Genomic DNA, 25,924 nt, shown 5'->3' on the forward strand with positions numbered 1-25,924 from the left:
CGATTCATCAACCTGGCTGGTGGGTCATCAACACCGAAGTGCCCCTGCTGATGTGAGGTCTTTTTTCCCATTGTTTGCTGTGCGCACCCACTGACGGTGTTAGCGTCCGCAATGTGAGCATCAGTATCTTTGCTGTTGTGCTCACCCCTCCGCCACCTAGGGGCGTGGGTCAGTAACACGCCAGTTCAGGTCCGCTGGGCTGTGTCAAGGATTGTGGACAGGTCCTCGGTGATTTCGGGTGTGTCAGGCCGCCTCGGTTAGCCCCGCTGATTCATGGGGCGTGATGGAGTCGGTTCTCTACGGATGTTGTGCCCGGCGGGTCGTGTAGACGTGTTTGGGCGCCGGCTGGCGCTGCCGGTGGGCGGGTCTCCGGGTGGTGCTCTCAAGGGTGGGCAGGCGGGGTCAGGCCGGTTTGGGGATCGCGGCGATCTTGTGGAACACCGCTTCGATGGCGGTGGCCCAGGGCCAGGTTTCGGGGATTTTGACCCGTCTACGTCGGCTGCTGCGGGTCAGTAGGGCGGCGACGTGGAGGAAGCGGTAGCGCATCGCTTTGGGCTCGCACGCTGCGAGGATGGCGGCGGCGCCGGTGCAGGCCAGCATCCGGGTCCAGGCGACGAGGTCGGCGGCGATCATCACCGCCACCAGCCATGCCTGGTTGAGAGCGAACTCTCGCGAGGGCAGACGGCCCAGGCCGGTGTCTTTGGCGTGGCGGATCCGGTCCTCCACCCGGGCATGCGCCCGATGCCTGGCCTCGAGGAACTGCAGTTGACCGGTGGCGGTGTTGGTGACGAACGCCTGGTAGCGCCACCCGTCGAGTTCCTCGAACATCGACAACTGGGCGCCGGGGTGGGGCCGCTCACGGCGGACGATGACCCGCATCCCGTCGGGCCACTTGGCGAGCATCCTGGGCGGCAGCAGTCCAGTCAGCTCGGCGATCTCCGCGCCCGGCCTCAGGTCGCCGCCTTGATTCACCGCTGGCCCCCACGCGGTGTCGGGGGCGATCGCGATGGCCCGGCGGATTCCGGCGGTGATCGAAAAGCCGACCGAGTACTCCACCCGCCGACCACGGATCCGATTCTGCTCGGAGATCCACTCCAACAGGTCATGGGAGGCGCCGGCGCCGTCGGATCGGATCAGCAGATCACGCCGATGGGCGGCGGGAATCTGGGCGATGGCTTGCCCGAGGACGTCGATGTGGTCGGCCGCGGTGTTCGACCCCGCGTTGCCCGGGCGCAAGCTCGCAGCGAGGAACTCTTCTGTGTTGTCGCACCACACGCCGATCGGGTGGTAGCCGAAGGTGCGCTTATAGGTTGGCGCGCTCTGTTCTTTCTCGCTGTGGGTGACCACGATGGTGGCATCCACATCAAGCACGACCGTGTCCCCCAGATCCCGGCCCGCGCACTTAGAGGCCGGCACCCCGCCAGGCAGCTGGGACCACACATGCCGCCGCGTGCGGGCACGCGCGACCTGGATCTTCTTGCGTTTACCAGCGGTGACCTCATCCAGCGTGCGCCACACCGTCGGAGAGGAGGCGACCGGACCCAGGACCGTGGATTGGTGGCGCAGGACGCGGATATCGGCAATGGACGTGCCGCCACCGGTGAGCATCACCGCGACATCGGTCAACACCCGTCCACGGTCATGGATCGGGATGGATCGGCGCTGCGCCATGGCCCCCGACAGCTCGGCGGTCAGGCCGACGCGATCAGCCAGAAGACGTGGCGCGATGACCCCGGCATGAGCAATCACCCCGACATCCTCGACGGAGAACGACAGACCAGACGACCACGAAGTACGCTTCACCTACCGAGTGCTTTCTGCTTGAGAACCTGGAGCTCTAGACAAGTCCCAGTTTCCCCTGTTCAGGAAGCACTTCGGTCTATTTTCACCCAGCGATCCGCAGATCCCCGTGAATCACCGGGGTTAGGTCCTCGGCGGCGGGATTGTGGGCGTCGGCCCATGCCTGGGCCGGGGTGCGGTAGCCCAGGCTGGAGTGCGGTCTTTGACGGTTGTAGAACACCTCGATGTACTCGGCGACGGCGAACCGTGCTCGGGCGCGGGTATGGAACACCTGCTGGTGGTACATCTCGTTTTTCAGGGTGGCGAAGAACGTCTCCGCCGCGGCGTTGTCCCAGCACACCCCGGTGCGGCCCATCGACTGCACGAACCCGTGCTGGGTGCAGTAGGTGACGAATTCGTCGGAGGTGTACTGAGACCCGTGGTCGGAGTGAAATATTGCCCCTTCGGCGGCTTGGCCCTGCGTACGGGCCATTTCCAGGGCGTCGACGACCAGGCTGGCGCGCATGTGCTCAGCGGTCTGCCATCCGATCACCTTGCGCGTGGCCAGGTCGATCACGGTGGCCAGGTACAGCCACCCCTGGCCGGTGCGTAGGTAGGTGATGTCGCCGACCAGTGCGGTGCCGGGGCGGTGACTGCTCGGGGCGAAGTCGCGGCCCAGCTTGTCGGCGAAGACTTGGGCTTTCTCGTCCGGGACGGTGGTGCGTTTGTAGGCCTTGCGCTGGATCGCCGCCAGGCCGAGCTCGCGCATCAGGTCGGCCACGAGCCCCACCGAGGCCGGGTGCCCCTCGTCATTGAGAATGGCAGCGATGCGCCGGCACCCGGCAGTGCCGCGCTGCTTATGGAAAACGCGCTCGACCTCCATCTTCAGCGCTTCGCGGCGCGCCTGGGTGGCTGTAACCTGCCCGGCGCGGGCGCGCCACGCGTAGAACGACGAGCGGGCCACGCCGAGCTGGGCGCACATCCAGTCGATCGGAAAGTTCGCCTTCTCCGCCTCGATCAGGACTGACTTCTCGTTCAGTCCTGCTCCCGGGCGAAGAAGGCCGCGGCTTTTTTAGGAACTCATTTTCCATCTTCAGCTTGCGGTTCTGCTCCTCGAGCTCGGCCAGCCTGCCGTGGTCGGCCGGACTCATCGACGTGTCCGGCTCCGGATTGGCCTGCCGGTGCTTCTGAACCCAGTTGCCCAGGGTGCCCGGGTTGATCGCCAACTCCCCGGCCACCTCGGCAATCGAGCGGTCACTCTGCAGGACCAGCTGCACCGCCTCGGTCTTGAACTGCGGACTGAACTTCCGCCTCGAACTCGCTGCCATGATCTCGATCCTCTCGCCTCAAGAGGTTGTCCAAGATCTTTGATACACCCCACCGCTGATGGGGCGGGTTCGGCGGGATAATTGTCGTCATGGGCGAGGAAGGGTTGTTCGCCGCCGAGGAGTTCCGCGTCGAGCGGGCTGACCGGCAGGGCGAGGTCGAGCCGGTGGGCGCAGGCAAGACATTTCGGGCGTTCGACCCGGGCCAGGGGTTGTTGCTGCCGCCGTCGCTGGATGACTGGCTTCCGGCCGATCATCTGGCACGGTTCGTGGCGGATCTGGTCGATGAGCACCTGGATTTATCGCGGATCTACGTCTCCTACCAGGAGGGGCGCGGGGCCCCGCCGTACGATCCGCGGTTGATGGTGCGGTTGCTGATCTTCGGCTACACCACGGGGGTGCGCTCCTCCCGCGGGATCGAGAAGGCCTGCACCGACATCGTCGCTTTCCGGTGGTTGGCGGCCGGGGCGGCCCCGGACTACCGCGCGATCGCCAGGTTTCGCAAGAGGCACCTGGCCGCGCTGGGCAACCTGTTCTTGCAGGCGTTGGCGTTGTGCCAGGCCGCCGGGATGGTCACGCTTGGACAGGTCGCGCTGGATGGGACGAAGCTGCGGGCGAACGCCTCCAAACGCAAGGCCATGTCGTACGCGCGGCTGACGGACAAGGAGAAGGTACTGGCCCAGGAGGTCTCCGATCTGCTGGCCGCCGCCGAGGCCATCGACAAGGCCGAGGACGCCAAGTTCGGCAAGAACCGGCGCGGGGACGAGCTGCCCGATGAGCTGGCCCGCCGAGAGTCTCGCCTGGTCAAGCTGCGCCAGGCCAAAGCTGCTCTGGAAGCCGACGCCGCCGCCGATGCGGCGGAGAAGGCTGAGGCTAACCTCGATTTTTCATCCGGCAGTTGAGCGGAGTGAAGGCGCCGTCAACTCGTGATTCTGCCCGATTTTCGGTGTGTGGGCGTGATTGTTCGGCCGGTGTCGCCCGGGTGGGCGTCGGGGTTCCACGTCTCCCGCGTTTTGCTACGTCTGTCGAGGGCCTGCAGGGTCTTGCCGGGGTGCTAGCCAGGGTCTTCGAGTCGGGCGAGGCCGCGGGTGATCAGGTGGCCCCATGGTGCGGTTTCGTCGAGGTGGAGGCGGGTTTTTCGGGCGTGGCGGGCCAGACTCGCGGCCACGGAGAGAAGCCGCAGGCGCAGGCGTTTGGGTTCCCAGGTCGCGGCTGGGGTGGCGTCGAGGGCGATGAGCTGGGACCAGGCCAGGAGAAGCTGTGCGAGTTGGCAGATGAGGATCCAGATCCGGTTCTGCGCGGTGGTCTGCAGGGGAAGTTTGGCCAGGCCGGTGTCCTTGGCGGTGCGGATGCGATCCTCGCATCGGGCCCGTTGGCGGTGGCGGAGCTCAAGTGTCTGGATGTGGCCGCGGCGGGTGTTAGTGACGAACGCTGTCAGGCGGCGTCCGGAGGCGTCGGTGAATCGCAGTTGAGCGCCCGGATGGGGTCGTTCTGCTCGGACTATCAGCCGCATTCCGGCAGGCCAGTGGCTCAAATCGGCCACACCGGTCAGTTCGACGACTTCGGCGCCCTCGCGGGTGTCGCCGTCTGAGGTCAGTGCGGACTGCCACGCCTGGTCCGGCATATCGTCGACCAGGGCGGCCAAGGCCGGGGTGAGGGCAAATCCGATGGAGTACTGGACCCGCTTGCGGTGCAGGTGCTCGAGGAACTTATGCGATGCGCCGGCTCCGTCAGTGCGGACCAGTACTCGTTTCCCGGGCCGGGGGGTGTTGATACCCGGGATCGACTTCAGCGCCGTGGCCAGGAGTTTCTTGTGGTCGGCGGCGGTGTTCGCGCCGGCGTTGCCCGGCCGCAGCAGCGCGGCCACTGGTTCTCCGCCCCCGCCGGGCCCGTGGTCGCAGTACGCCAGCAGTGGGTGGTGACCGTAGCCCTTCTTATAGGTCGGGGCAGCGTGTTCCTTGTCCGAGTGCGCGGTGATCAAGGTGGCGTCGATGTCGATGATGACCGGGTTCTCCGCGCTCGGTGCCCGCAGCGACGGCCTGTTCTCTGCCCGGTTCCACACGTGCTCCCGTGCACGAGATATTGCCTGCTGGACGACTGATTCGACGCGGTCGACATCGTCAGCGAGCACGGCCAGCAGGCGGGAGATCGTGGCAGGGGAAGGCACGGGGCCGACGATGGTGTCGGCACCGGCGAGTTCGCGGATATCGACCAGATGATCTCCGCCGGCGGCGACCGCCAGTGCCAACTGCGTCAGCATGTGGCCGGGGTCGAACACCGCGGTCGGCGCCCGCCATGGCGCCAACGCCTGCGATAGGCCTTCCACCAGGCCTGATGTTTCGGCGACCCGGGCGGGAAGCACAATCCCGGCGTGGGAGACGACCCCCTTCCCGGCGTGGTCAACCTCCAGGCGGATGGGCGAGAGGGTAGAGTTCTTCACCAGAAAGGTGCTCCTTGACTGGATACTTTGCGAGCTTCAACACCCCGCATTATTCCAGCTCAGAGCACCTTTCTTTATGCCCGACACGCACTACCGAGGCCGCCACCATGAAATCTCGAGGCTAAGGCCCGCGGTAAGGGCGAAGACGAAGACACCGTCGCGCAGAAGGCCGCTGAGGCCGCCGAGCGCGCCACGCCCAGGCCGAAGGCCCAGCGCAACTTCACCGACCCGGAGTCGAAGATCATGCTCACCGGGGACGGGTCGTTCGCTCAGTGCTACAACGGCCAGGCCGTGGTCGATGCCGCCCATCAGATCATCGTGGCGGCCGAGGTCAACGACTGTGCCGCCGACGTCGGCAACCTCATCCCCATGACCGAGCAGGCCATCAGCAACACGGGGCAGGCCCCGAAGCAGATGCTCGCCGATGCCGGGTACTGCTCAGCCGCGAACCTCGCCGCCTCCGCCGAGGTCACCGGCGAGCAGGGCACCGAGTTCTTCATCGCCACCGGACGACAGCGCAGCGGGGAACCGGCGCCGATCGCCCCCCGGGGACCGATCCCGGCCAGCGCCACGGACAAGCAGCGCATGGCCCGCAAGCTCGCCACGAAGAAAGGCCGAGCGGTCTACGCCCGGCGCAAAGCGATCGTCGAACCGGTCTTCGGACAGATGAGCACCCTGCAGAACGGCAAGCAACTCCTGATTCGCGGTCTGGACGCCGCCCGCGGTGAATGGCTACTGCTCGCTGCCTGCCACAACCTGCGAAAGCTCCACGGTCATATCGGCGCCACCGGGCTCGGCGGCCTCCAGATCGCCTGAACTGGCAGGCCCGGGCGACCTACAGGCTGACCCGCGGACTGAACGCCATCACCGCGGCTTCGCAAACCGAATACCTGTCCGCCAGTGACGCCGGCCCGAGCGCAACGCTCTCACGCACTCCGCCGTACTCTCGGCGCGCTTCGAGCCATTACTGACCCATGCTCCTAGTCGATCAGGAGAAGACACATGAAAGCTCGTATCGGTGTGGTAGGGGCGACTGTCGCCACCATGGCAGCGCTCCTGGCGCCAACTGCCGCCGCACAGACCGGAAGCCTCGACACTCTCAGCAGCAACTCCGCCAACCCCACCACGGCGATCGACAGCGCGACCGAGAAGGCCGCCCTGGACGCTTACGCCAACCTCGACACCGAGGCGGCCCGAAAGGCAGATCCGGCAGGGTATGATCGGCGCCTCTCCAAGCTGTCGTCGAGCCCCGCGATGACGACGTTCCTCAATCGGTACTCGGTCGACCCGCAAGGGGAGCTGGACCGACTTGCAGCCCTCATGGACGAGAACGCGATCGACACTTTCCTCACCAAGACCGCCGGAAAGTACCTCGTCCCCAACACTGACGGGACCGGTGGATACCGACTCGTCTCCGAACTTCCCCCCGAGCCGAACAAGCAGGATGGACCGTTGCAGCCCGCTGCAACTTGCTGGAAGTCCTTCGTCGGTATCGGAGCATTCACCTGGGTGACCGGCTTCCACTGCGCCCTGACCGGGGTGCTCACTTTCCCCTGCCTCTGGATCGCCGCAATCGCCGGCGACAACATCAACTGGGACCGCTACTGCTGATGCGAATCGCCGCCGCACTTCTCACTAGCCTCATCGTCGGCCTCGTCGCCTACGCGCTGATCGTGCTTGTCAGCCCCAACCAGGAACCCTCAGAGACAATTAGAGTCGCGCTATGCGCGGGTGTCGTGATCGCCGACTTCGTGGTGGGAGCTGGGGGACGAGTCCGAACCGGCTCGTGGTCCGGTGGACTATTCGGAGCCCCATCGAATCAGCGCGAGAGTGACAGCGAGTAAGCATCGGTTCGACCTACCGCTTTGAGGCGCGGGCGGCCCGAAAGTAACCCGGACTGACCGCGCCTCGATGTATCACCTTCCCGGAGTCGAACATCCGCCAGTTGTCGAGTTCTCACAATGAGTCGCAGCCTTGGACATGAGAGGCATCGTCGATCAACCACCCTGTCATTTTCCGAAGTGGGCGGCACGTCAGCATAGATCTCACCAGGCATAGTGCTGTCAGCTTCTGAGCTCTGGTCGTCAACACTCCTATGCGCTAGCGTCGTTTCTGCTCAGTAGTCCTGTTCTCACGAAGGTGACAGGGATGGTCGGCGACGGCAGAGGCACTCCGGCGACGGGTCATCTGACGATGCCTGATGTCGCGTGGGAGCAGGCCCGGTTGCGGACCCGTCTGATCAGCGAGCTGGCCAAGCGCGATCCGGTCGGATTGGATGCCGCTGATCGAGTTGCTGTCGAGCTCGGGATCTCGCGGCGACGCGTCTATGTGCTGTTGCAGCTCTACCGTCAGGGATCGGGTTTGGTCACGGACCTGGCCAGCAGACGCTCGGATGGCGGCAAGGGCGGTCAGCGGCTGCCGGAGCCGGTGGAACAGGTCATTCGCGAGATCGTCCGGAAGCGGTTCCTGACGAGGCAGAAGCGAAGCGTGGCCTCGGTGCATCGCGAGGTGACTCGCGCGTGTGCTGTGCGGGGCTTGCCGGCTCCGGCTCGAAACACGGTGGCCGCCAGGATTGCCCGCCTGAGTCCTGTCGAGGTGGGCCAGCGACGCGAGGGCCGCGAGAGCGTTCGCTCATTGCAGTCGGCGGGTGGGCAGGTGCCCTTGATCACCGGAATCTTGGAGCAGGTCCAGATCGATCACACCGTCATCGATCTGATCGTGGTCGATGAGCGAGAGCGCCAGCCGATTGGTCGCCCGTACTTGACAGTCGCGATCGACGTGTTCAGCCGCTGTCTTGTTGGCATGGTCGTGACGTTGGAACCGCCGTCGGCGGTCTCGGTCGGATTGTGCTTAGCCCACGCAGCCGGAGATAAACGCCCCTGGCTAGTGGGCATCTCCGTTAGTTCGTCGGGGGTCGGTGATCCAGGCGGTGGGGTCGCCGAGATAGAGGCCGCAGGCGGTGTCGAGGGCTTCTGCGGGAGTGCCTGAGGGCCATCCGTTTGGCAGGGCGGCTTGCTGGTAGTCGTCGTGGCTGGCGCGGTAGATCGCAAAACCCCACTGGCTGGCTGATCCGGCGTAGCGCAGTCGGCAGAGCTTGACTTCGTCCCCGTCGGTCAAGGTGGCATCGATGTAGGCGAATCCGGCCCGGTAGCGGGTGTGCAGGGCCTGGATCTGGGGCCACCGTTCGGCAGCGCGGGCCAGGAGTTTCTGTCGCAGTGAGGTCTGTGTCGAGTCGGGGATCTTGGCCATGGTCTCCATCATCGCCGCCGCCGTTTCTCGCCCTCGACTTTCGGCTTGTTCCGGCGTGGCGGCTTGGCGGGCGCCGCTGGGTGCGTCAGAAATGAACATGCCTCCCACCAGCGCCGTTATCGTCATCCTGTCCGGCAAAGAACGCGACGTGCTGACCCGCCGCGCGCACGCTGCTCGTTGTGCGCACCGCGATGTACTGCGAGCCCGGATCGTCCTGGCGGCCGCTGCCGGTGATGCCAACGCTGCGATCGCCCGCGAGGTCGGGGTGTGCGAAGACACGGTGCGCCAGTGGCGGCATCGGTTCTGCACCGAGCGCCTGGAGGGTCTCAAAGATCGGCCCCGCTCGGGACGACCGCGAGTGTTCACCCCCGTCGAGGTCGCCCAGGTCAAAGCGTTGGCGTGTACGCGCCCGGCTGACCACGGTCTGCCACTGACCAGATGGTCGGCCGCCGAGTTGAGAGCCCACGCCGTGGCCACAGGGCTGGTGCGCCCCGTGGCGTCGGCGACGATCGGGCGCTGGCTGGCCGCAGATGCGATCAAGCCGTGGCAGCACCGGTCGTGGATTTTTCCCCGCGACCCCGACTTCGCCGTCAAGGCCGCCCGGGTGCTGGACCTGTACCACCGGCGCTGGAACGGCGTTGCTCTCGGCGACGATGAGTACGTCATCAGTGCGGACGAAAAATCACAGCTCCAAGCCCTCAAACGCCGTCACGCCGAGACTCCCGCCAGGCCCGGTCAGCCGCGGCGCGTGGAGTTCGAGTACCGCCGCGGTGGGACGTTGGCCTACTTCGCCGCCTACGACGTCCACCAGGCCCGCGTGATGGGGATGACCGCACCCAAGACAGGGATCGCCCCGTTCACCGAACTGGTCGAGCAGGTGATGACCCAAGAGCCATACGCATCCGCGAAGCGAGTGTTCTGGGTCGTCGACAACGGCTCATCCCACGCAGGTCAGGCCTCGAAAGACCGGATGCGTCATGCGTTTCCCAACGCGGTCCTGGTGCACCTTCCGGTGCACGCCTCGTGGCTCAACCAGGTCGAAATCTACTTCTCGATCCTGCAGCGCAAAGCCATCGCCACCGGCGACTTCGCAGACCTCGACGATCTCGCCGCACGCCTCCTCGCGTTCCAGGATCGCTACAACCGAAGCGCCGAACCGTTCGGCTGGAAGTACACCCGCGACGACCTCAACCGCCACCTCGACCGCCTCAACAACGACGGCACCCTCCGCGCAGCATGACCCCCGACGAACTAACGGAGATGCCCACTAGAGACTCTCGGAGTGGAGGCACAGTGGCCGATGAGCGGCAAGCCCAAGAAGCTGTACCTGGACAATGCGGCCGAGTTCAAGAGTGAGGCGCTACGGCGCGGCTGTGAGCAGCACGGCATTGAACTGGACTATCGCCCGCTGGGGCGACCGCATTACGGCGGCATCGTCGAACGCATCATCGGCACGGCCATGCATCAGATCCACGAGCTTCCGGGAACTACGTTCTCGAACCCCGTCGAGCGTGGCCGGTACGACTCCGAGAAGCTAGCGGCGCTGACGATGGCCGAACTGGAGACGTGGCTGGCGTTGGCGGCCGCGACGTATCACGGCACGGTACACAGCACACTGCACCAGACCCCGGCCGGACAATGGACGGACGGAGTCGCCGCGAGTGGCCGTCCGATGATGACCTCGAATCCGACGGCGTTTCTGGTGGACTTTCTACCCGTGATCCGGCGGAAGTTGACCCGGACTGGGTTCGTCATCGATCACGTGCACTACTTCTCCAATGCGCTCAAACCGTGGATCAGCCGCCGTGATAATCTCGGCCGGTTCATCCTGCGCAGAGACCCCCGCGACATCAGCCGGATCTGGGTGCTCGACCCTGACGGGATCGAGTACGTCGAGGTCCCGTACCGGACGATGTCCAATCCCGCAGTCAGCGTGTGGGAACACCGGCAAGCACTGGATCGCCTGCGAGAACGTGGGGTCGCCCAGGTCGATGAAGCAGCGTTGTTCCGAATGATCGATCAGATGCGGCATATCGCTGAGACGGCCGAGAAGACCACCAAACGAACTCGCCGAGAAGCTGTGCGACGCCATCGCGCAGGTACCCCGACGCAATCGACTCCGCTGGAGGCAAGGACGCCACCTGTAGTTCCTCCTCAGCCTGAGGCAAAGCCCAAGCCGGCGGTCCGATTCGAGGAGATCGAACAATGGTGACGGACCAGGAGTATCCGGTGCCGGATCTGTCTCACCTGCATGCATCGGCACAGCCGGCGGCGCGGCTTCCTGCCGCCGAGCGGGTCCATCGGATCCGGGCAGACCGGTGGATCGGCTATCCGAAAGCTGTCCAGGCCGTCGAGCGCCTCGAGACGTTGTTCGCGTGGCCGCCTAAACAACGAATGCCTAACCTGCTGCTGGTGGGGCCGACGAACAACGGCAAGTCGATGATCATCGAACGCTTCCGACGTCGGCACCCGCCCTGGACCGAGCCGGATCGGGAGCAGGTGCCTGTGGTGTGCGTGCAGATGCCGTCCGATCCGTCGCCGTTGCGGTTCTACACCGCCATTCTCGCCGCATTGGGTGCGCCGCTGCGGCCGAGGCCCCGTGTGGTCGAGCTCGAACGCCTCGCACTGTCCCTGCTCCGCGAGGTTGGTACGCGGATGTTGGTCATCGACGAACTGCACAATGTGCTCGCTGGCCACAGCAACACCCGCCGAGAGTTTCTGAATCTGTTGCGCTTCTTGGGCAACGAACTGCGCATACCGCTGGTTGGAGTCGGGACCCGCGAGGCGTACCTGGCGGTGCGCTCGGACGATCAGCTGGAGAACCGTTTCGAGCCCTTCGTGCTACCGCTGTGGAAAACAGATGAGCACGCCAGGTCACTACTGGCCAGCTTCGCCGCGTCCTTCCCGCTGCGCAAACCGTCAATCATCGATACCGAGGACATGGCCAGCTACCTCCTTGCCCGCAGTGAGGGCACGATCGGGGAACTCGCCCACCTGCTGACTATGGCCGCGGTTGTCGCCGTCGAGTCCGGTCTCGAGACGATCGATCATCGAACACTGACGATGGCCGACTACGTCGGACCAACCGAGCGGCGACGACTGTTTGAACGCGAGCTGATGTGACGCACCGTTGGCCGGTCCATCCGCGGCCCATCCCCGGTGAAGCCCTCACCTCATGGCTTCACCGGATCGCCGACAGATACGGGATCACCGTCGATGAGCTCGCATTCGACCTCGGCCACTCCGTCGACCGCGATGCCGATCTCGACATGACTGCTCCGCCGGGATTTGTCGAGCAGCTGTCAATCAGGACCGGAGTGGGCACCGACCGGCTCCACGGCATGAGCATCAGCGGATACACCCCGTGGCTACTAGACGACCTCGTACCCGGCACCGGCACGTTCCTCACCTACACACAACAACTGGCGGTGTGGGGTGTATCAAAGATCTTGGACAACCTCTTGAGGCGAGAGGATCGAGATCATGGCAGCGAGTTCGAGGCGGAAGTTCAGTCCGCAGTTCAAGACCGAGGCGGTGCAGCTGGTCCTGCAGAGTGACCGCTCGATTGCCGAGGTGGCCGGGGAGTTGGCGATCAACCCGGGCACCCTGGGCAACTGGGTTCAGAAGCACCGGCAGGCCAATCCGGAGCCGGACACGTCGATGAGTCCGGCCGACCACGGCAGGCTGGCCGAGCTCGAGGAGCAGAACCGCAAGCTGAAGATGGAAAATGAGTTCCTAAAAAAAGCCGCGGCCTTCTTCGCCCGGGAGCAGGACTGAACGAGAAGTCAGTCCTGATCGAGGCGGAGAAGGCGAACTTTCCGATCGACTGGATGTGCGCCCAGCTCGGCGTGGCCCGCTCGTCGTTCTACGCGTGGCGCGCCCGCGCCGGGCAGGTTACAGCCACCCAGGCGCGCCGCGAAGCGCTGAAGATGGAGGTCGAGCGCGTTTTCCATAAGCAGCGCGGCACTGCCGGGTGCCGGCGCATCGCTGCCATTCTCAATGACGAGGGGCACCCGGCCTCGGTGGGGCTCGTGGCCGACCTGATGCGCGAGCTCGGCCTGGCGGCGATCCAGCGCAAGGCCTACAAACGCACCACCGTCCCGGACGAGAAAGCCCAAGTCTTCGCCGACAAGCTGGGCCGCGACTTCGCCCCGAGCAGTCACCGCCCCGGCACCGCACTGGTCGGCGACATCACCTACCTACGCACCGGCCAGGGGTGGCTGTACCTGGCCACCGTGATCGACCTGGCCACGCGCAAGGTGATCGGATGGCAGACCGCTGAGCACATGCGCGCCAGCCTGGTCGTCGACGCCCTGGAAATGGCCCGTACGCAGGGCCAAGCCGCCGAAGGGGCAATATTTCACTCCGACCACGGGTCTCAGTACACCTCCGACGAATTCGTCACCTACTGCACCCAGCACGGGTTCGTGCAGTCGATGGGCCGCACCGGGGTGTGCTGGGACAACGCCGCGGCGGAGACGTTCTTCGCCACCCTGAAAAACGAGATGTACCACCAGCAGGTGTTCCATACCCGCGCCCGAGCACGGTTCGCCGTCGCCGAGTACATCGAGGTGTTCTACAACCGTCAAAGACCGCACTCCAGCCTGGGCTACCGCACCCCGGCCCAGGCATGGGCCGACGCCCACAATCCCGCCGCCGAGGACCTAACCGAGGCGGCCTGACACACCCGAAATCACCGAGGACCTGTCCACAATCCTTGACACAGCCCAGTGCTCTTGCCAGCGGGCAAACGTCGGCGCCGGACTGTCAAGACATGGCGAGCCTGGACCCCAACCAATGCTGACCGGTGCCACCGGGCCTGCCCACAGTGCGTACTGGAATCGACACCACCGCATCCCTACCTGCTGACGTGGTCGCTACCCCTGATGCTCTCTTGCCCCGTCCACGGCTGCTGGCTGGAACACCACGACGGTCCGCCCGGCTCCTACTACAGCTGGCATCCGCCGTGGTACCCGCCCGAACCGCGGGAGGCCTCCTCCGCGATCCGACGAATGGACGCCCGAACATGGCAGGCACTCACGGGCGGGTTTGTAGGTCTCCCACGCCGCCGCATCCACGCCGGCATCTGGTTCCGGCTACTACGCACCGTGGTCGATGAACTCGGAGCCACCATGGGCGACTGCGGCACCGCCCAACGAATCAGCCGCGAGGTGTGGCAACTCGCCGGGCACCCAGTCCGGGCCGGCCAATCGATGTGGCGTCCCTTCGAAGCACAGACCCCGCAGACACAGCAGCGCACCCTCGAGGCAGCAGCCATCGCCATGGACCTGCTCGAAAGCGGCGACCTCACCGGACGAGGCGACGCCGCGCCGCTGTTTCTCCCCGAACCCGACGTCTCCATTACCCCAGGTCCGCCTCGACAGACACACAAATCTCTCGAAGACCGTTGGCAAGATCTCGCTGACGCACTGAAGGCTGTCATCGAGGATGCGAAAACGAACCCCAACAGCGCCCGTCAACTATTCGCCATGATGACGATGTATCCCCGAGGCGATGCCGCCACGCACAACCAGCGAGTCCGCGCGAACTTCGAGGAGCTCGGAATCTCGCTCGACTTCTTGTCACAATAGATCGAACCGATACCGTCTGTGCGACGTAGAATGAGTGACGGGTTAAGTGACGAAATCTCGCCGTAGCGGCTCGCGCGCCCCATGTGTCATGTAAACGAACGAATAAGTGACGGAGGTGGCGGCAGTGTTAGTCGGGTACATGCGGGTCTCGAAAGCCGACGGTTCTCAGAGCACGGATCTACAACGGGATGCGTTGCTTTCGGCTGGCGTCGAGACCGATGCCCTGTATGAGGACAAAGCCTCCGGCAAGAAGGAGGATCGGCCAGAGCTGGCCTCCTGCTTGAAAGCTCTCCGATCCGGCGACACCTTGATCGTGTGGAAGCTGGATAGACTCGGCCGAGACCTCCGGCACCTGGTCAACATCGTTCACGATCTGACCGAGCGAGGCGTAGGCCTGAAGGTCTTGACCGGGCAGGGCGCGGCGATCGACACCACCACCGCATCCGGAAAACTGGTGTTCGGCATCTTCGCCGCGCTAGCCGAGTTCGAACGCGAACTCATCTCGGAGCGCACTAAAGCCGGGCTGGAGTCGGCGCGAGCTCGAGGTCGCAAGGGCGGTCGCCCGTACAAGATGACCCCGGCCAAGGTTCGTCTCGCAATGGCGTCCATGGGTCAGCCCGAAACCAACGTCGCAGCGCTATGCGAAGAACTGGGCATAACGCGTCAGACCCTGTATCGATACGTATCACCTACAGGGGAGTTGAGACCAGACGGAAGAAAGCTTCTGACGAAGTCATGACCCCAACTCCAGCGCCACCAGCCAGCGCGACGCTCGTGTCGTCGTCCAGACAAATCCGGAGGAGTCCTCTCCCCTACCGGCAGAACCGCACTCCGGCTAACCCGTGTGAGCATCGAGACTGCAATCTCCGGCTAGCCTTCATCGCCATTCAGCCGTGCGACCACGCCATCGGCGTCGACATCTTCAAGAACAGCGATCTGTATGGACTCTCTCTGAAGACTGCCCTGCACCCTGACTGCATGTTGCCGTCGATCTTCGTCACCAGACGCGTGTTTTCGCCAGCTTCGGACGCTTCTGTCGAAATCTTCAGGATCACAGATTCTGAAAATTGGCCCTGCCAAGACCGGGACCCGTTACGGTGTTAACTGGCCCTTCCGGAATCAGAGTGCATTGATCCGATTCTGGAGCTGACCGGAGTGGATCAGTGACCGCAAGATGTAGTGGTTGAGGTTGCGGAAGCCCAGGGCGATCCCGCGGAGGTGCTCGAGGCGACCGTTGATGGCCTCGACGGGGCCGTTGGAGGCGCCCACGTCGAAGTAGGCGAGGATCTCGCGGCGGCGCTTCCACAGCGACCGGCCCAGCTGGGCGAGCTCGGGCAGCTCCTTGGGCACCCCGGCCCGGATCGAGCGCAGGAGCTTGTACATCGCGATCTTGCCCTCCCGCTTGCCCGAGGCCTCGTAAGCGGTGATGAGACGCTGGTAGACGCCGTAAGTGACCTCCACCGCCGCGTGCGCGTCATGGGCGGTGAACGCTTTGAACAGCCGGACTTGCTGCTTGTCGGTGAGTAGCTCAGCTCGGGTATTCATGGTCCGGCGGATCCCGTACAGCGGATCGCCACTGCGGCCCCGGTGCCCGGTGGTGGCCTGCTGGATGCGTTGGCGGCACACGGTGAGCTTGTCCGCGGCCAGCTGCACGACGTGGAACGGATCCATCACCGTCCGGGCTTCAGGGACAGCGTTGGCGGCGGCGGTGTGGTAGCCGGCGAACCCATCCATCGTGACAACCTTGACCCGGTCTCGAAACACCTGGTCACGGGCGTCGAGCCACTCGGTGAGCACCTTCGCCGAGCGCCCGGGACCATGTCCAGCAGGCGCGACGGGCCGGTGCCGTCCACGACCGGGGTCAGGTCGACCAGGACGGTGACGAACGAAGACGAACCGTCGCCGCGCACGTGCTTCCATTTGTGCTCATCGACCCCGAGAACGCGGACTCCGTCGAAGTGTCCGGGCTGGTCGTAGACCATCGCGCGGGTCTCGGAGACCGCCAGGTCATTGACTAGATCCCAGCCCAACCCGAGCGCCTTGGCGACCGCGGAGACGCTGGTGCGGTCGATCGCCAAGCGCTGCAAGATCCACCGGTTACAGCGTCGGGTGGTCTTGGCCCGCGGCTCGGCCAACGCCGGCATCCGCTGCTGGAAGACCCTCGTCTCACATCCGGTGTTGTCGCAGGTGAAACGCGGTACTCGCACGTGCAGCCTCGTAGGGTGACCGACGATCGGAAGATCGGTCACCCGCCGCTCGACGTGGTCTCGCAGGCGCCCCGCCATCCCGCACCCGGGGCAGATCGGGTCGACTATGACCGGGGCGCAGAACAAGTGCGTGAACTCGTCAGCAACGGCGGCGTCGGTGATGCTCACCCCGAGTTCGACGGTGCGGCAGATGGTGTCGGCAAGCAGGCTGGCGGTAGCGTTCAAGACGGGTCCTGGGGTGTTCGATGCGCGGTGTGAGAACCTGCATTTTCACACGCCCCAGGACCCCTACATCTTGTGCCTCACCGCATCACCGGCGAACCCCAGCTACGCACTCCGGATCCGGAAGAGCCTGTTAACTAGCTCGCCAAAAGGCGAGCAGGGCCCTTCGGCAACCTGCCCCAAAGACGGCCTCGTACTCCTTTGACACCCACGGGTTCCACCTCAATACAGTTGATGGTCGACGAACCTGGCGACGCGAATAGCGAGGACAAGGAATGAAACGGCATAGCAAAACACTAACTGGAATCATAGGCGCAGCGATGTTGTGCCTAGTCGGAGTTCCGACAGCGCTGGCCCAGGAAGCTACCGGCGTTGCAGTGGACGCCCCAATCACAGTCAGTCCAGAACTCGCAGAGCTCCTATCGCCCCAAGAGTTGTCTGAGTTGAACAGCGGACAATCGACCGAACGCGCAGAGGGGGGCCCTGAGATATCCCCCATGACATGGACAAACTGCAAGGTATATGAGAATCGGATATGGCCCTTTTCGGATCGGAACGCGTGCTTTAACATAAACGGCTCAGGTCTTTGGGCAGATAACCAATCGGTCTGGTTCGATAGCTCACGAAATGAAGGCGAGCCGTACACCTACGTAAACGGGCTCTTCCGGATCCGGAGTGCGTAGCTGGGGTTCGCCGGTGATGCGGTGAGGCACAAGATGTAGGGGTCCTGGGGCGTGTGAAGATGCAGGTTCCTACGCCACGCATCGAACACCCCAGGACCCGCTTTGAACGCTACCGCCAGCCTGCTTGCCGACACCATCTGCCGCACCGTCGAGCTCGGGGTGACGATCACCGACGCCGCTGTGGCTGACGAGCTCACGCACCTGTTCTGCGCCCCGGTCACACTCGACCCGGTCTGCGCCGAGTGCGGGATGGCGGGCCGTTTGCGGGACCACGTCCAGCGGAAGGTCACGGATCTGCCGATCGTGGGTCATCCCACCAGACTGCATGTGCGGGTACCGCGCTTCACCTGCGACAACATCGAATGCGAGACGCGCATCTTCCAGCAGCGGATGCCGGCGTTGGCCGAGCCGCGGGCCAAGACCACGCGTCGCTGCAGCCGCTGGATCCTGCAGCGTCTGGCGATCGACCGCACCAGCGTGTCCGCGGTCGCCAAGGCCCTCGGGCTGGGGTGGGATCTGGTCAACGATCTAGCACTGTCGGAGACTCGCACGATCGTCTACGACCAGCCCGGCCACTTCGACGGCGTCCGCATTCTCGGAGTCGACGAGCACAAATGGAAGCACGTGCGCGGCGACGGCAGCAGCTCATTCGTCACCGTCCTGGTCGACCTGACCCCGGTCGTGGACGGCACCGGCCCGTCTCGCCTGTTGGACATGGTCCCCGGGCGCTCGGCGAAGGTGCTCACCGAGTGGCTCGACGCCCGTGACCAGGTGTTTCGAGACCGAGTCAAGGTGGTCACGATGGACGGGTTCGCCGGCTACCACTCCGCCGCCGCCAAAGCCGTTCCCGCTGCCCGGACGGTGATGGACCCCTTCCACGTCGTGCGCCTGGCCGCCGACAAGCTCACCGTGTGCCGCCAACGCATCCAGCAGGCCACCACCGGGCACCGGGGCCGCACGGGCGATCCGCTGTACGGCATCCGCCGGACCTTGAACACCCGAGCCGAGCTGCTCACCGACAAGCAGAAGGTGCGCCTGTTCAAAGCATTCACCGCCAACGATGCGCACGCGGCGGTCGAGGTCACCTACGGCGTCTACCAGCGACTCATCGCCGCCTACGACGCCGCCGGCAAGCGGGAGGGCAAGATCGCGATGTACAAGCTCCTGCGCTCGATCCGGGCCGGGGTGCCCAAGGAGCTGCCCGAGCTCGCCCAGCTCGGTCGCTCACTGTGGAAACGGCATCGCGAGATCCTCGCTTACTTCGACGTGGGTGCCTCCAACGGACCCGTCGAGGCCATCAACGGCCGCCTCGAGCACCTGCGCGGGATCGCCCTGGGCTTCCGCAACCTCAAGCACTACATCTTGCGGTCACTCATTCACTCCGGCCGGCTTCAGGATCGGATCAATGCACTCTGATTCCGGAAGAGATTCCCTAACGATTGTCAACCCCCCTCAGGATGGTCCTGTCGGGATGCATGTCGAGGCGCCGTAGAGCGCCGGGCTCTACGGCTGATCTGGGGCCTCGTGGTGGCGAGGCGAGGGAGGGGTCAGGCTGCCAGTCGGGCTCTCCTTTGGGCGGTGGTGTGGTTGCGGTGGCGGGCGCGGACTTCCGCGGGCACCTGGTAGCGCTCGCGGACGATGGCCCGAGCCTGGGTGATGTCGAGGATCGCGCCGTCGTCGTCGCGGTACTCGTAGGGCGCGTTGCGGTGCACGACTATCCACATCCGCTCGGCGAGCTTGCGGGCGACCGCGCACACGGCCTTGTTGTGGTGCTGACCCTTGTCGACCATGAGCCGGTGGTACACCCGAGCGAGCTGCGGGTCGGATGTGCGTGCCGCATTCGCGGCGAGGAACACCGCCATCCGCAAAGCCGACGGGCCTTCCTTGCTGATCGCGCGATGTTTGTGCTCCATGGTTCCCGACGACCAGTTCGATGGGGTCAGTCCGCAGTAGGAGGCGAAGTCCTCGGGGCGGGCGAAACGGGACCCGTCGCCGAGCCAGCCACGAATCGTCGCCGCGGTGATCGGGCCGGTCCCCGGCACCGAGAGCAGCAGATCATCGGGGCCGTAGAAGGCGTGCCAGAGCCCGTCGAGTTGCTCGGTGTAGCGGTCGAATCGGTCCGCGGCCTGATCGATGTCGGCGAGCATTCCAGCGACCTTCAAAGCCCAGAAATCTAGGTCGTAGTAGTCCCTGAGGATGCCCACCCAGGCCGCCGCGGCACTGCGGAGTTGGTCAGCGATCTGCTCCTGGCGGCCACCGCAGTAGGAGTGTTCGCGCAGCACTGCGGTGATGGTGGACCGGTGTGCTCGGGCCAGGGCTCGCAGGTCAGGCCACCGCCCCAGCACCGCCAACGTGCGGGTACGAGATCCGGCGAGAATCTTGTCGATGTCCGGAACGGTGGCGGCGACGTAAGAACGCAGTCGGCGCCAGCACTGGTCGTAGTGCACGCGGGCATCGCCCCGCGACAGGGCCGAGCGTTTGATGGCCTCGGAACCGACGTCGGCAACGACGAGCGGTTCAAGGTCGAACAAGTCGAGCGCCTTGGCCAGCAGATGCGCATCGATGACGTCGGACTTGTTCTTGCCGGCCACCGCTGCGCGCAGTCGAGAGGAGTGCCTGGTGCCGATCAGGTAGAACCGGCCGCCGGCGGCGCCGACCGCAGCCTGGATACCAACCCAGGTCAGGGAAGTCGGTTCAGCGACCACGTCGACGGCGACGTCGACTGCTGCGAGAAACCTGGTCAGCTCGTTCATCCCGGCCGCGGTGCTCGGGATGGTCTTGCGGGTTGTTCGTGTCGTGCCGTCGTCGCGATATTCGATCAGCTCGCACTGGTGATTCGCCACGATCGCGCAGTCGATCCCGGCGCGGGCCTGAATCGTTGTGGGACTATGGACTGTGCCCGTTGAAGTCATGGGTTCGGGCTTCCTTCCTGCCACGCTCGCCATAGCGGGACAGTCGAGACGATGTCGCCGGGCGTCCTCGAGCGGCATCGCACGTGCCGGCAGGCTCCACCAAGCCTGCCTGCGACGTCGCAGGAGGGAAGCCCCACAATCATCGCCGCGCCATCGGGTAGTGCGGCCGTGGCTTCCTGTGTACTTATCGGTCTCGGGAGCATCCCGTCGCCGCGGCCCCGCATACTCGAGCCGCTGCCACAGCAGGCCATCGGCGCCCCGCGGCCAGCAATCGGCCGAGAGGTGTCGCCGCCAGGGTGTGCCCGTGCTTACGTGTCATCCGGCGCGACCAGTCGACAGAACACCTCTGCCAGGCCAGTCCGTCAATTCCCTTCAAACGGGCCATGTGGCGGGGCAGATCCGGTGTCGCATTCTCTGTTCACGAGGCACAACCCTCAGCCGACAACCGCGCTCACCGAACCTCTCCCACCGTCAACCCTAGCGGGCTGCTGAGCTGGGAAAACCCAGCACCGAAAACGATATAAGCCCGTAAACGCGAGGTACAACGTCGATCGGCCTAACGGAATGTACTGGTGGGGGACCGGAGGCGGCGCAGTCAACATCCTGGACGGACATGGCGTTACCATGCCCGTGAACGCATTCATCGAGGCTGGGAATTGGTGTCTTCGGTTCCAGTTGCAAAGGACAAGCGGAGAGTGGGAAAACTGGCAGGAAGTCTGCGGCCCCGTTTGGGCGTAGCAACTCAATGGTAAACCAGACTTCAGGTGGTTCGCGGGCGATTTTTAATCGCCCGCGAACTGGCACTTCCGAATCAACTTGAAATTATCCCTTTGAAGTTAGGCCCCACTGGACCATCTTCTTCAATTTTTCCCTCTAGATTATTCAGCCGCCCTGTCAGGATTATTGGTTTAGATCAATGCTAAGAGTGGATATCTGCAGTTTAAGTAAAACGAAACTCTCCCCAATTCCATAGCGCGCTATGAAGAAGCACATCGCTCTCCTCGGACCCCTCCACGCCCGGCAGGGTAGAGTGACCCTGCAACTCGCCCCACTATCGAATGGGTAATTATGCCAGCCAGCAAAACTCCTCGGCGTAGATTTAGTCCATTTGGCACCACTACGCTCGCGCTGGTCGGCATCGCGGTCGGCTTGGCGATTTATACCGTTGCGTTCGTCATGAACTCGCCCCACCAAACCTGCGTGCCCAAATTGTTGACGCTCTCACTGGAGCACGGCGCAACGGAAATAACGAAGGGCTCCTATAGCACCGAGTGGGCGGGATTCGTCACGACTCGCTGCGAAGCCATACTTGTAAACGGCCCCAACGCTGGGGCGACGCTTTCCGAACGCGTCATGGAATGGGGCCCCTCAGCGGTGGCGGCGAGCGGGCTTGCGGTCGCGGTCACCGGCCTGTGGTTCCTGCTGCCGCCACCCCGCAAGAAAGTCGGTTCTCATGCCGGCTCTTCATGGCCCTTCCGCCGATAGCCCTCTCGGATGGGGTCCAACCAGCACAGGCCCGGCGAACCGTCGGACTCCGCCCAGTCGCCGTGAAGACGACTTCTGAGATCGAGGCCGCCGCCTTTTGAAAGCGACACACCCGGCCCGGACTGCCCCAGCTCGCGAGGTCTCATAACTCACCTCAAGATGCATCTAGGGTGTGTCTCCCAATCGGCGTAGCCAGGTGAGAATTGCGCAGAGTGTGACGGCGGCGCGGTAAGTGATCGCGAGTTTGTCGTAGCGGGTGGCCAGCGCTCGCCATTGCTTGGCCAGTGCGAAGGAACGCTCGACGACGTTTCGGTCTTTGTAGAGGTCAGTGTCGAGTTTCGGGGGTCGGCCACCGCGGCTGCCGCGGCGTTCGCGAGCGGCGATGGTGTCGCTTTTCTCCGGGATGACAGCGGCGATACCGCGACTGCGGAGCTGGCGGCGGATCGTGCCAGACGAGTAGGCCTTGTCTGCGATCACCGCGTCGGGGCGGGTGCGGGGTCGGCCCTTGCCGTGGCGTGGGACGTGGATGTCGGCCAGGACTTCGGCCAGCATCGCGCCGTCGTTTCGTTGCCCACCGGTGATCACGTTCGCCAGCGGTCGGCCGCGGCCGTCGACGGCACTGTGAATCTTGGTGGTCAGCCCTCCTCGCGAGCGACCGATGCCATGACCTGCGGGTTCACAGCCCCGGAAGGGCCGGTTCTTGTGATTCAACCCTGCCCCCTGTGTCCTGCTCAGGGCGCGTTGTATTTGTGCCGTGCTGATGAGCGCGGCAGATGGTGGCGTCGACCGAGACGTTCCAGTCGATCTTTCCGGCTGCGTCGGCATCGGCCAGGATCACGTGCAGGATGCGATCCCAGGTCCCGTCCCGGGCGTAGCGGGCGTGACGCTTCCACACGGTCTGCCACGCACCGAACTCCTCGCGAGGTAGGTCCCGCCAGGGAATACCTGCTCGGTAGCGGTAGATGATGCCCTCGACGACTTTGCGATTGTCGCGAAACGGATGCCCCTGCCGCCCTTCGTTCGAGGGCAGCAGGGGCTCTATCCGCTCCCACTGCTCGTCGGTGAACTGGCGAAATCGTGACTTCGTCTGTCCCATACGGCCACGGTCTCGCGGGTCACCGCTCAGCTATGGGAGACACGCCCTAGGAGCGTGGGTCAGTAACACGCCAGTTCAGGTCCGCTGATGGGGCGGGTTCGGCGGGATAATTGTCGTCATGGGCGAGGAAGGGTTGTTCGCCGCCGAGGAGTTCCGCGTCGAGCGGGCTGACCGGCAGGGCGAGGTCGAGCCGGTGGGCGCAGGCAAGACATTTCGGGCGTTCGACCCGGGCCAGGGGTTGTTGCTGCCGCCGTCGCTGGATGACTGGCTTCCGGCCGATCATCTGGCACGGTTCGTGGCGGATCTGGTCGATGAGCACCTGGATTTATCGCGGATCTACGTCTCCTACCAGGAGGGGCGCGGGGCCCCGCCGTACGATCCGCGGTTGATGGTGCGGTTGCTGATCTTCGGCTACACCACGGGGGTGCGCTCCTCCCGCGGGATCGAGAAGGCCTGCACCGACATCGTCGCTTTCCGGTGGTTGGCGGCCGGGGCGGCCCCGGACTACCGCGCGATCGCCAGGTTTCGCAAGAGGCACCTGGCCGCGCTGGGCAACCTGTTCTTGCAGGCGTTGGCGTTGTGCCAGGCCGCCGGGATGGTCACGCTTGGACAGGTCGCGCTGGATGGGACGAAGCTGCGGGCGAACGCCTCCAAACGCAAGGCCATGTCGTACGCGCGGCTGACGGACAGGGAGAAGGTACTGGCCCAGGAGGTCTCCGATCTGCTGGCCGCCGCCGAGGCCATCGACAAGGCCGAGGACGCCAAGTTCGGCAAGAACCGGCGCGGGGACGAGCTGCCCGATGAGCTGGCCCGCCGAGAGTCTCGCCTGGTCAAGCTGCGCCAGGCCAAAGCTGCTCTGGAAGCCGACGCCGCCGCCGATGCGGCGGAGAAGGCTGAGGCTAAGGCCCGCGGTAAGGGCGAAGACGAAGACACCGTCGCGCAGAAGGCCGCTGAGGCCGCCGAGCGCGCCACGCCCAGGCCGAAGGCCCAGCGCAACTTCACCGACCCGGAGTCGAAGATCATGCTCACCGGGGACGGGTCGTTCGCTCAGTGCTACAACGGCCAGGCCGTGGTCGATGCCGCCCATCAGATCATCGTGGCGGCCGAGGTCAACGACTGTGCCGCCGACGTCGGCAACCTCATCCCCATGACCGAGCAGGCCATCAGCAACACGGGGCAGGCCCCGAAGCAGATGCTCGCCGATGCCGGGTACTGCTCAGCCGCGAACCTCGCCGCCTCCGCCGAGGTCACCGGCGAGCAGGGCACCGAGTTCTTCATCGCCACCGGACGACAGCGCAGCGGGGAACCGGCGCCGATCGCCCCCCGGGGACCGATCCCGGCCAGCGCCACGGACAAGCAGCGCATGGCCCGCAAGCTCGCCACGAAGAAAGGCCGAGCGGTCTACGCCCGGCGCAAAGCGATCGTCGAACCGGTCTTCGGACAGATGAGCACCCTGCAGAACGGCAAGCAACTCCTGATTCGCGGTCTGGACGCCGCCCGCGGTGAATGGCTACTGCTCGCTGCCTGCCACAACCTGCGAAAGCTCCACGGTCATATCGGCGCCACCGGGCTCGGCGGCCTCCAGATCGCCTGAACTGGCAGGCCCGGGCGACCTACAGGCTGACCCGCGGACTGAACGCCATCACCGCGGCTTCGCAAACCGAATACCTGTCCGCCAGTGACGCCGGCCCGAGCGCAACGCTCTCACGCACTCCGCCGTACTCTCGGCGCGCTTCGAGCCATTACTGACCCATGCTCCTAGTCGCCGGCGGGCGTCACCCGTCGCGTTGCGGGTCGTCGCCCTGCCCGCCGTCGCCCGTCTGCTGGGCGAGGAACCGCTCGAACTCCGCTCCGATCTCGTCGCCCGACGGCAGTGGCTTGCCGCCCGGGTTGAGGGAGTCGGAACCGAGGCGCGTCTCCATGAACTCGTCGTACTGCTTCTCCATGAGCTCCACGGCGGTGAGGATCTCGGGGCTCTGCGCGATCTGCGCGTTGACCTGGGCGGTGAACTCCTCGGCGGCCTTCTCCAGCTCGGCGGTGGGCAGCTCGAGGTCGGCGATCTTAGCGATGCTGCCGACCAGGTGCAGCACGGCTGCCGGGTAGGCCGTCTGCGACAGGTACTGCGGCACGTGCACGGTGAAGCCCGCGGAGGGAATCCCGTGTTCGGCCATCCGCAGCTCGAGCAGGGAGGTCACGTTGCCGGGCACCGAGAACTCGCCGGGCCAGGCGGAGAACCCCTTGATGAGGTCCACATCGCTGGCGTGGGCGCTCGAGTTGGTGGGCCGGGTGTGGGGGACGCCGAGGGGCATCGCTCCCAGTCCGATCGACATCCGGACCCCGAAGGACCCGGCGAGGTCGATCACGGACTCGGTGAAGCCGTCCCACTTGAGATCCGGCTCGAGCCCGGACAGGAGCAGGAAGGACGTTCCGTCGGAGGCCTTGACCGCGTGCATCTGGATGGTCGGCTCGTTGTAGTCCGCGAAGCGGTCGAACGAGTACTTGAGATGCGGGCGGCGCGAGCGGTAGTCCACGAGCTCGTCGACGTCGAACTCGACGATGAGCTGGGAGTCCAGGCTCTCGCGGAGATGCTCGGACACGCCCTGGATCGCCAGTCCGGCATCGGAGAAGCCCTCCAGTCCGTGCACGAGGACCGGCCCGCGGCCGTCCTCGGAACGCAGGTCGGGAACGGGTTCGATCAGTCGGTACAGATCGCTGTGCCTGGCCATGTCGACTCCTCTCATCACCACACCCCGTCCGTCGGTGGCGGGGTTCGCCCGGTCGTCCATCCGGGACGGGGGGTTCACCACTGTCACAACGTCACCACCCGCGAGATGATTCCCGCGCGATCCCCACAGGCCCCGTCTCCCTCCACAGGCGGCCGTCGGTCCGGCGTCCCGGGGCGGGGATCGGCCGCCGGGGTGGCCGATGGTGGGTC

18 protein-coding genes and 3 pseudogenes are annotated in these 25,924 nt (G+C 65.1%); 13 read left to right on the top strand and 8 right to left on the bottom strand.

Features of this window, described 5'->3' with window-relative positions; translation table 11 throughout:
* Positions 1-402 precede the first annotated feature (402 nt).
* Both VYL96_RS07270 and VYL96_RS07275 read right to left on the bottom strand, forming a co-directional pair.
* Positions 403-1,803: an IS1380 family transposase gene (locus VYL96_RS07270; RefSeq protein ID WP_329439075.1), complete on the bottom strand. Its 1,401-nt coding sequence runs from the start codon at positions 1,801-1,803 to the stop codon at positions 403-405.
* Between the two features lie 82 nt (positions 1,804-1,885).
* Positions 1,886-3,107, bottom strand: a protein-coding gene (locus VYL96_RS07275; protein ID WP_329439819.1) for an IS3 family transposase whose coding sequence is annotated in 2 segments (ribosomal slippage) — positions 1,886-2,852 and positions 2,851-3,107 — 1,224 coding nt in all. Because the reading frame shifts where the segments join, the coding sequence is not laid out codon by codon here.
* A gap of 164 nt (positions 3,108-3,271) precedes the next feature.
* Here VYL96_RS07275 and VYL96_RS07280 point away from each other — a divergent pair.
* Positions 3,272-3,976, top strand: a pseudogene (locus VYL96_RS07280) (transposase); the annotation flags it as partial.
* Positions 3,977-4,158: 182 nt separating this feature from the next.
* Here VYL96_RS07280 and VYL96_RS07285 read toward each other — a convergent pair.
* Positions 4,159-5,544 carry an IS1380 family transposase gene (locus tag VYL96_RS07285; protein ID WP_407935065.1) on the bottom strand — a complete coding sequence of 462 codons (1,386 nt, stop codon included), beginning with the start codon at positions 5,542-5,544 and terminating at the stop codon, positions 4,159-4,161.
* A gap of 243 nt (positions 5,545-5,787) precedes the next feature.
* On the opposite strand from VYL96_RS07285, the gene VYL96_RS07290 reads away from it, so the two are divergent.
* The 3 genes from VYL96_RS07290 (at position 5,788) to VYL96_RS07300 (ending at position 8,532) form a co-directional block, all read left to right on the top strand.
* A complete protein-coding gene (locus VYL96_RS07290; protein ID WP_329439821.1) occupies positions 5,788-6,360 on the top strand; it encodes a transposase in 573 nt (190 codons plus the stop codon).
* A gap of 228 nt (positions 6,361-6,588) precedes the next feature.
* On the top strand, positions 6,589-7,155 hold the full coding sequence (locus tag VYL96_RS07295) for a hypothetical protein (RefSeq protein WP_061917924.1): 567 nt from the start codon (positions 6,589-6,591) through the stop codon (positions 7,153-7,155).
* Between the two features lie 537 nt (positions 7,156-7,692).
* Positions 7,693-8,532, top strand: coding sequence for a TnsB C-terminal domain-containing protein (locus VYL96_RS07300; RefSeq protein ID WP_329439824.1), 840 nt, complete (start codon positions 7,693-7,695; stop codon positions 8,530-8,532).
* On the opposite strand, the gene VYL96_RS07305 is transcribed toward VYL96_RS07300, so the two are convergent.
* Positions 8,428-8,892: a hypothetical protein gene (locus tag VYL96_RS07305; protein WP_254425955.1), complete on the bottom strand. Its 465-nt coding sequence runs from the start codon at positions 8,890-8,892 to the stop codon at positions 8,428-8,430. The two genes, VYL96_RS07300 and VYL96_RS07305, sit on opposite strands and share 105 nt — an antisense overlap.
* Here VYL96_RS07305 and VYL96_RS07310 point away from each other — a divergent pair.
* The 7 genes from VYL96_RS07310 to VYL96_RS07340 all read left to right on the top strand — a co-directional run bounded on the left by VYL96_RS07310 (position 8,891) and on the right by VYL96_RS07340 (position 15,123).
* Entirely contained in the window at positions 8,891-10,033 is a 1,143-nt protein-coding gene (locus tag VYL96_RS07310) for an IS630 family transposase (protein WP_329439817.1), read from the top strand. The two genes, VYL96_RS07305 and VYL96_RS07310, sit on opposite strands and share 2 nt — an antisense overlap.
* Before the next feature lie 60 nt (positions 10,034-10,093).
* Entirely contained in the window at positions 10,094-11,005 is a 912-nt protein-coding gene (locus tag VYL96_RS07315) for a TnsB C-terminal domain-containing protein (RefSeq protein ID WP_207913616.1), read from the top strand.
* Positions 10,999-11,916 (top strand): TniB family NTP-binding protein, encoded by a 918-nt coding sequence (locus VYL96_RS07320; RefSeq protein WP_131886699.1) that lies wholly within the window; start codon positions 10,999-11,001, stop codon positions 11,914-11,916. The genes VYL96_RS07315 and VYL96_RS07320 overlap by 7 nt, the downstream gene beginning before the upstream one ends.
* Positions 11,913-12,350 carry a TniQ family protein gene (locus tag VYL96_RS07325; RefSeq protein ID WP_131886700.1) on the top strand — a complete coding sequence of 146 codons (438 nt, stop codon included), beginning with the start codon at positions 11,913-11,915 and terminating at the stop codon, positions 12,348-12,350. The genes VYL96_RS07320 and VYL96_RS07325 overlap by 4 nt, the downstream gene beginning before the upstream one ends.
* A protein-coding gene (locus VYL96_RS07330; RefSeq protein WP_141764068.1) for an IS3 family transposase occupies positions 12,277-13,475 on the top strand; the annotation gives its coding sequence in 2 pieces (ribosomal slippage) (positions 12,277-12,532 and positions 12,532-13,475; 1,200 coding nt in all). Before VYL96_RS07325 ends, VYL96_RS07330 begins: the two co-directional genes overlap by 74 nt.
* Positions 13,476-13,901: 426 nt before the next feature.
* The gene (locus VYL96_RS07335) at positions 13,902-14,384 is read left to right on the top strand and encodes a hypothetical protein (RefSeq protein WP_243699845.1); all 483 of its coding nucleotides are present in this window, start codon (positions 13,902-13,904) and stop codon (positions 14,382-14,384) included.
* A gap of 139 nt (positions 14,385-14,523) precedes the next feature.
* Positions 14,524-15,123, top strand: a complete 600-nt coding sequence (locus VYL96_RS07340) for a recombinase family protein (RefSeq protein WP_456237603.1) — start codon at positions 14,524-14,526, stop codon at positions 15,121-15,123.
* 380 nt (positions 15,124-15,503) lie between these two features.
* Here VYL96_RS07340 and VYL96_RS07345 read toward each other — a convergent pair.
* Positions 15,504-16,816: pseudogene (locus VYL96_RS07345) on the bottom strand (ISL3 family transposase).
* Positions 16,817-17,598: 782 nt separating this feature from the next.
* On the opposite strand from VYL96_RS07345, the gene VYL96_RS07350 reads away from it, so the two are divergent.
* The gene (locus VYL96_RS07350; protein WP_106385017.1) at positions 17,599-18,912 is read left to right on the top strand and encodes an ISL3 family transposase; all 1,314 of its coding nucleotides are present in this window, start codon (positions 17,599-17,601) and stop codon (positions 18,910-18,912) included.
* Positions 18,913-19,043: 131 nt separating this feature from the next.
* On the opposite strand, the gene VYL96_RS07355 is transcribed toward VYL96_RS07350, so the two are convergent.
* Entirely contained in the window at positions 19,044-20,408 is a 1,365-nt protein-coding gene (locus tag VYL96_RS07355) for an IS110 family RNA-guided transposase (RefSeq protein WP_329438463.1), read from the bottom strand.
* A 1,650-nt stretch (positions 20,409-22,058) separates the two neighbouring features.
* A pseudogene (locus VYL96_RS07360) lies at positions 22,059-22,989 on the bottom strand (IS5 family transposase).
* Between the two features lie 118 nt (positions 22,990-23,107).
* Here VYL96_RS07360 and VYL96_RS07365 point away from each other — a divergent pair.
* The gene (locus tag VYL96_RS07365; RefSeq protein WP_329438638.1) at positions 23,108-24,583 is read left to right on the top strand and encodes an IS1182 family transposase; all 1,476 of its coding nucleotides are present in this window, start codon (positions 23,108-23,110) and stop codon (positions 24,581-24,583) included.
* 181 nt (positions 24,584-24,764) lie between these two features.
* On the opposite strand, the gene VYL96_RS07370 is transcribed toward VYL96_RS07365, so the two are convergent.
* On the bottom strand, positions 24,765-25,715 hold the full coding sequence (locus VYL96_RS07370; RefSeq protein WP_007629014.1) for a proteasome assembly chaperone family protein: 951 nt from the start codon (positions 25,713-25,715) through the stop codon (positions 24,765-24,767).
* Between the last annotated feature and the right edge of the window lie 209 nt (positions 25,716-25,924).

Origin of the sequence: Dietzia maris (genome assembly GCF_036287335.1) — a bacterium.
GTDB lineage: Bacteria > Actinomycetota > Actinomycetes > Mycobacteriales > Mycobacteriaceae > Dietzia > Dietzia cinnamea.

Excerpts from the sequence above, each read along its gene's own strand:
- VYL96_RS07290 (WP_329439821.1), top strand. The coding sequence starts at position 5,788 with ATGCTCACCGGGGACGGGTCGTTCGCTCAGTGCTACAACGGCCAGGCC.
- VYL96_RS07295 (WP_061917924.1), top strand. The coding sequence starts at position 6,589 with ATGGCAGCGCTCCTGGCGCCAACTGCCGCCGCACAGACCGGAAGCCTC.
- VYL96_RS07300 (WP_329439824.1), top strand. The coding sequence starts at position 7,693 with ATGGTCGGCGACGGCAGAGGCACTCCGGCGACGGGTCATCTGACGATG.
- VYL96_RS07310 (WP_329439817.1), top strand. The coding sequence starts at position 8,891 with ATGCCTCCCACCAGCGCCGTTATCGTCATCCTGTCCGGCAAAGAACGC.
- VYL96_RS07305 (WP_254425955.1), bottom strand. The coding sequence starts at position 8,892 with ATGTTCATTTCTGACGCACCCAGCGGCGCCCGCCAAGCCGCCACGCCG.
- VYL96_RS07315 (WP_207913616.1), top strand. The coding sequence starts at position 10,094 with ATGAGCGGCAAGCCCAAGAAGCTGTACCTGGACAATGCGGCCGAGTTC.
- VYL96_RS07320 (WP_131886699.1), top strand. The coding sequence starts at position 10,999 with ATGGTGACGGACCAGGAGTATCCGGTGCCGGATCTGTCTCACCTGCAT.
- VYL96_RS07340 (WP_456237603.1), top strand. The coding sequence starts at position 14,524 with ATGCGGGTCTCGAAAGCCGACGGTTCTCAGAGCACGGATCTACAACGG.
- VYL96_RS07355 (WP_329438463.1), bottom strand. The coding sequence starts at position 20,408 with ATGACTTCAACGGGCACAGTCCATAGTCCCACAACGATTCAGGCCCGC.
- VYL96_RS07365 (WP_329438638.1), top strand. The coding sequence starts at position 23,108 with ATGGGCGAGGAAGGGTTGTTCGCCGCCGAGGAGTTCCGCGTCGAGCGG.
- VYL96_RS07370 (WP_007629014.1), bottom strand. The coding sequence starts at position 25,715 with ATGGCCAGGCACAGCGATCTGTACCGACTGATCGAACCCGTTCCCGAC.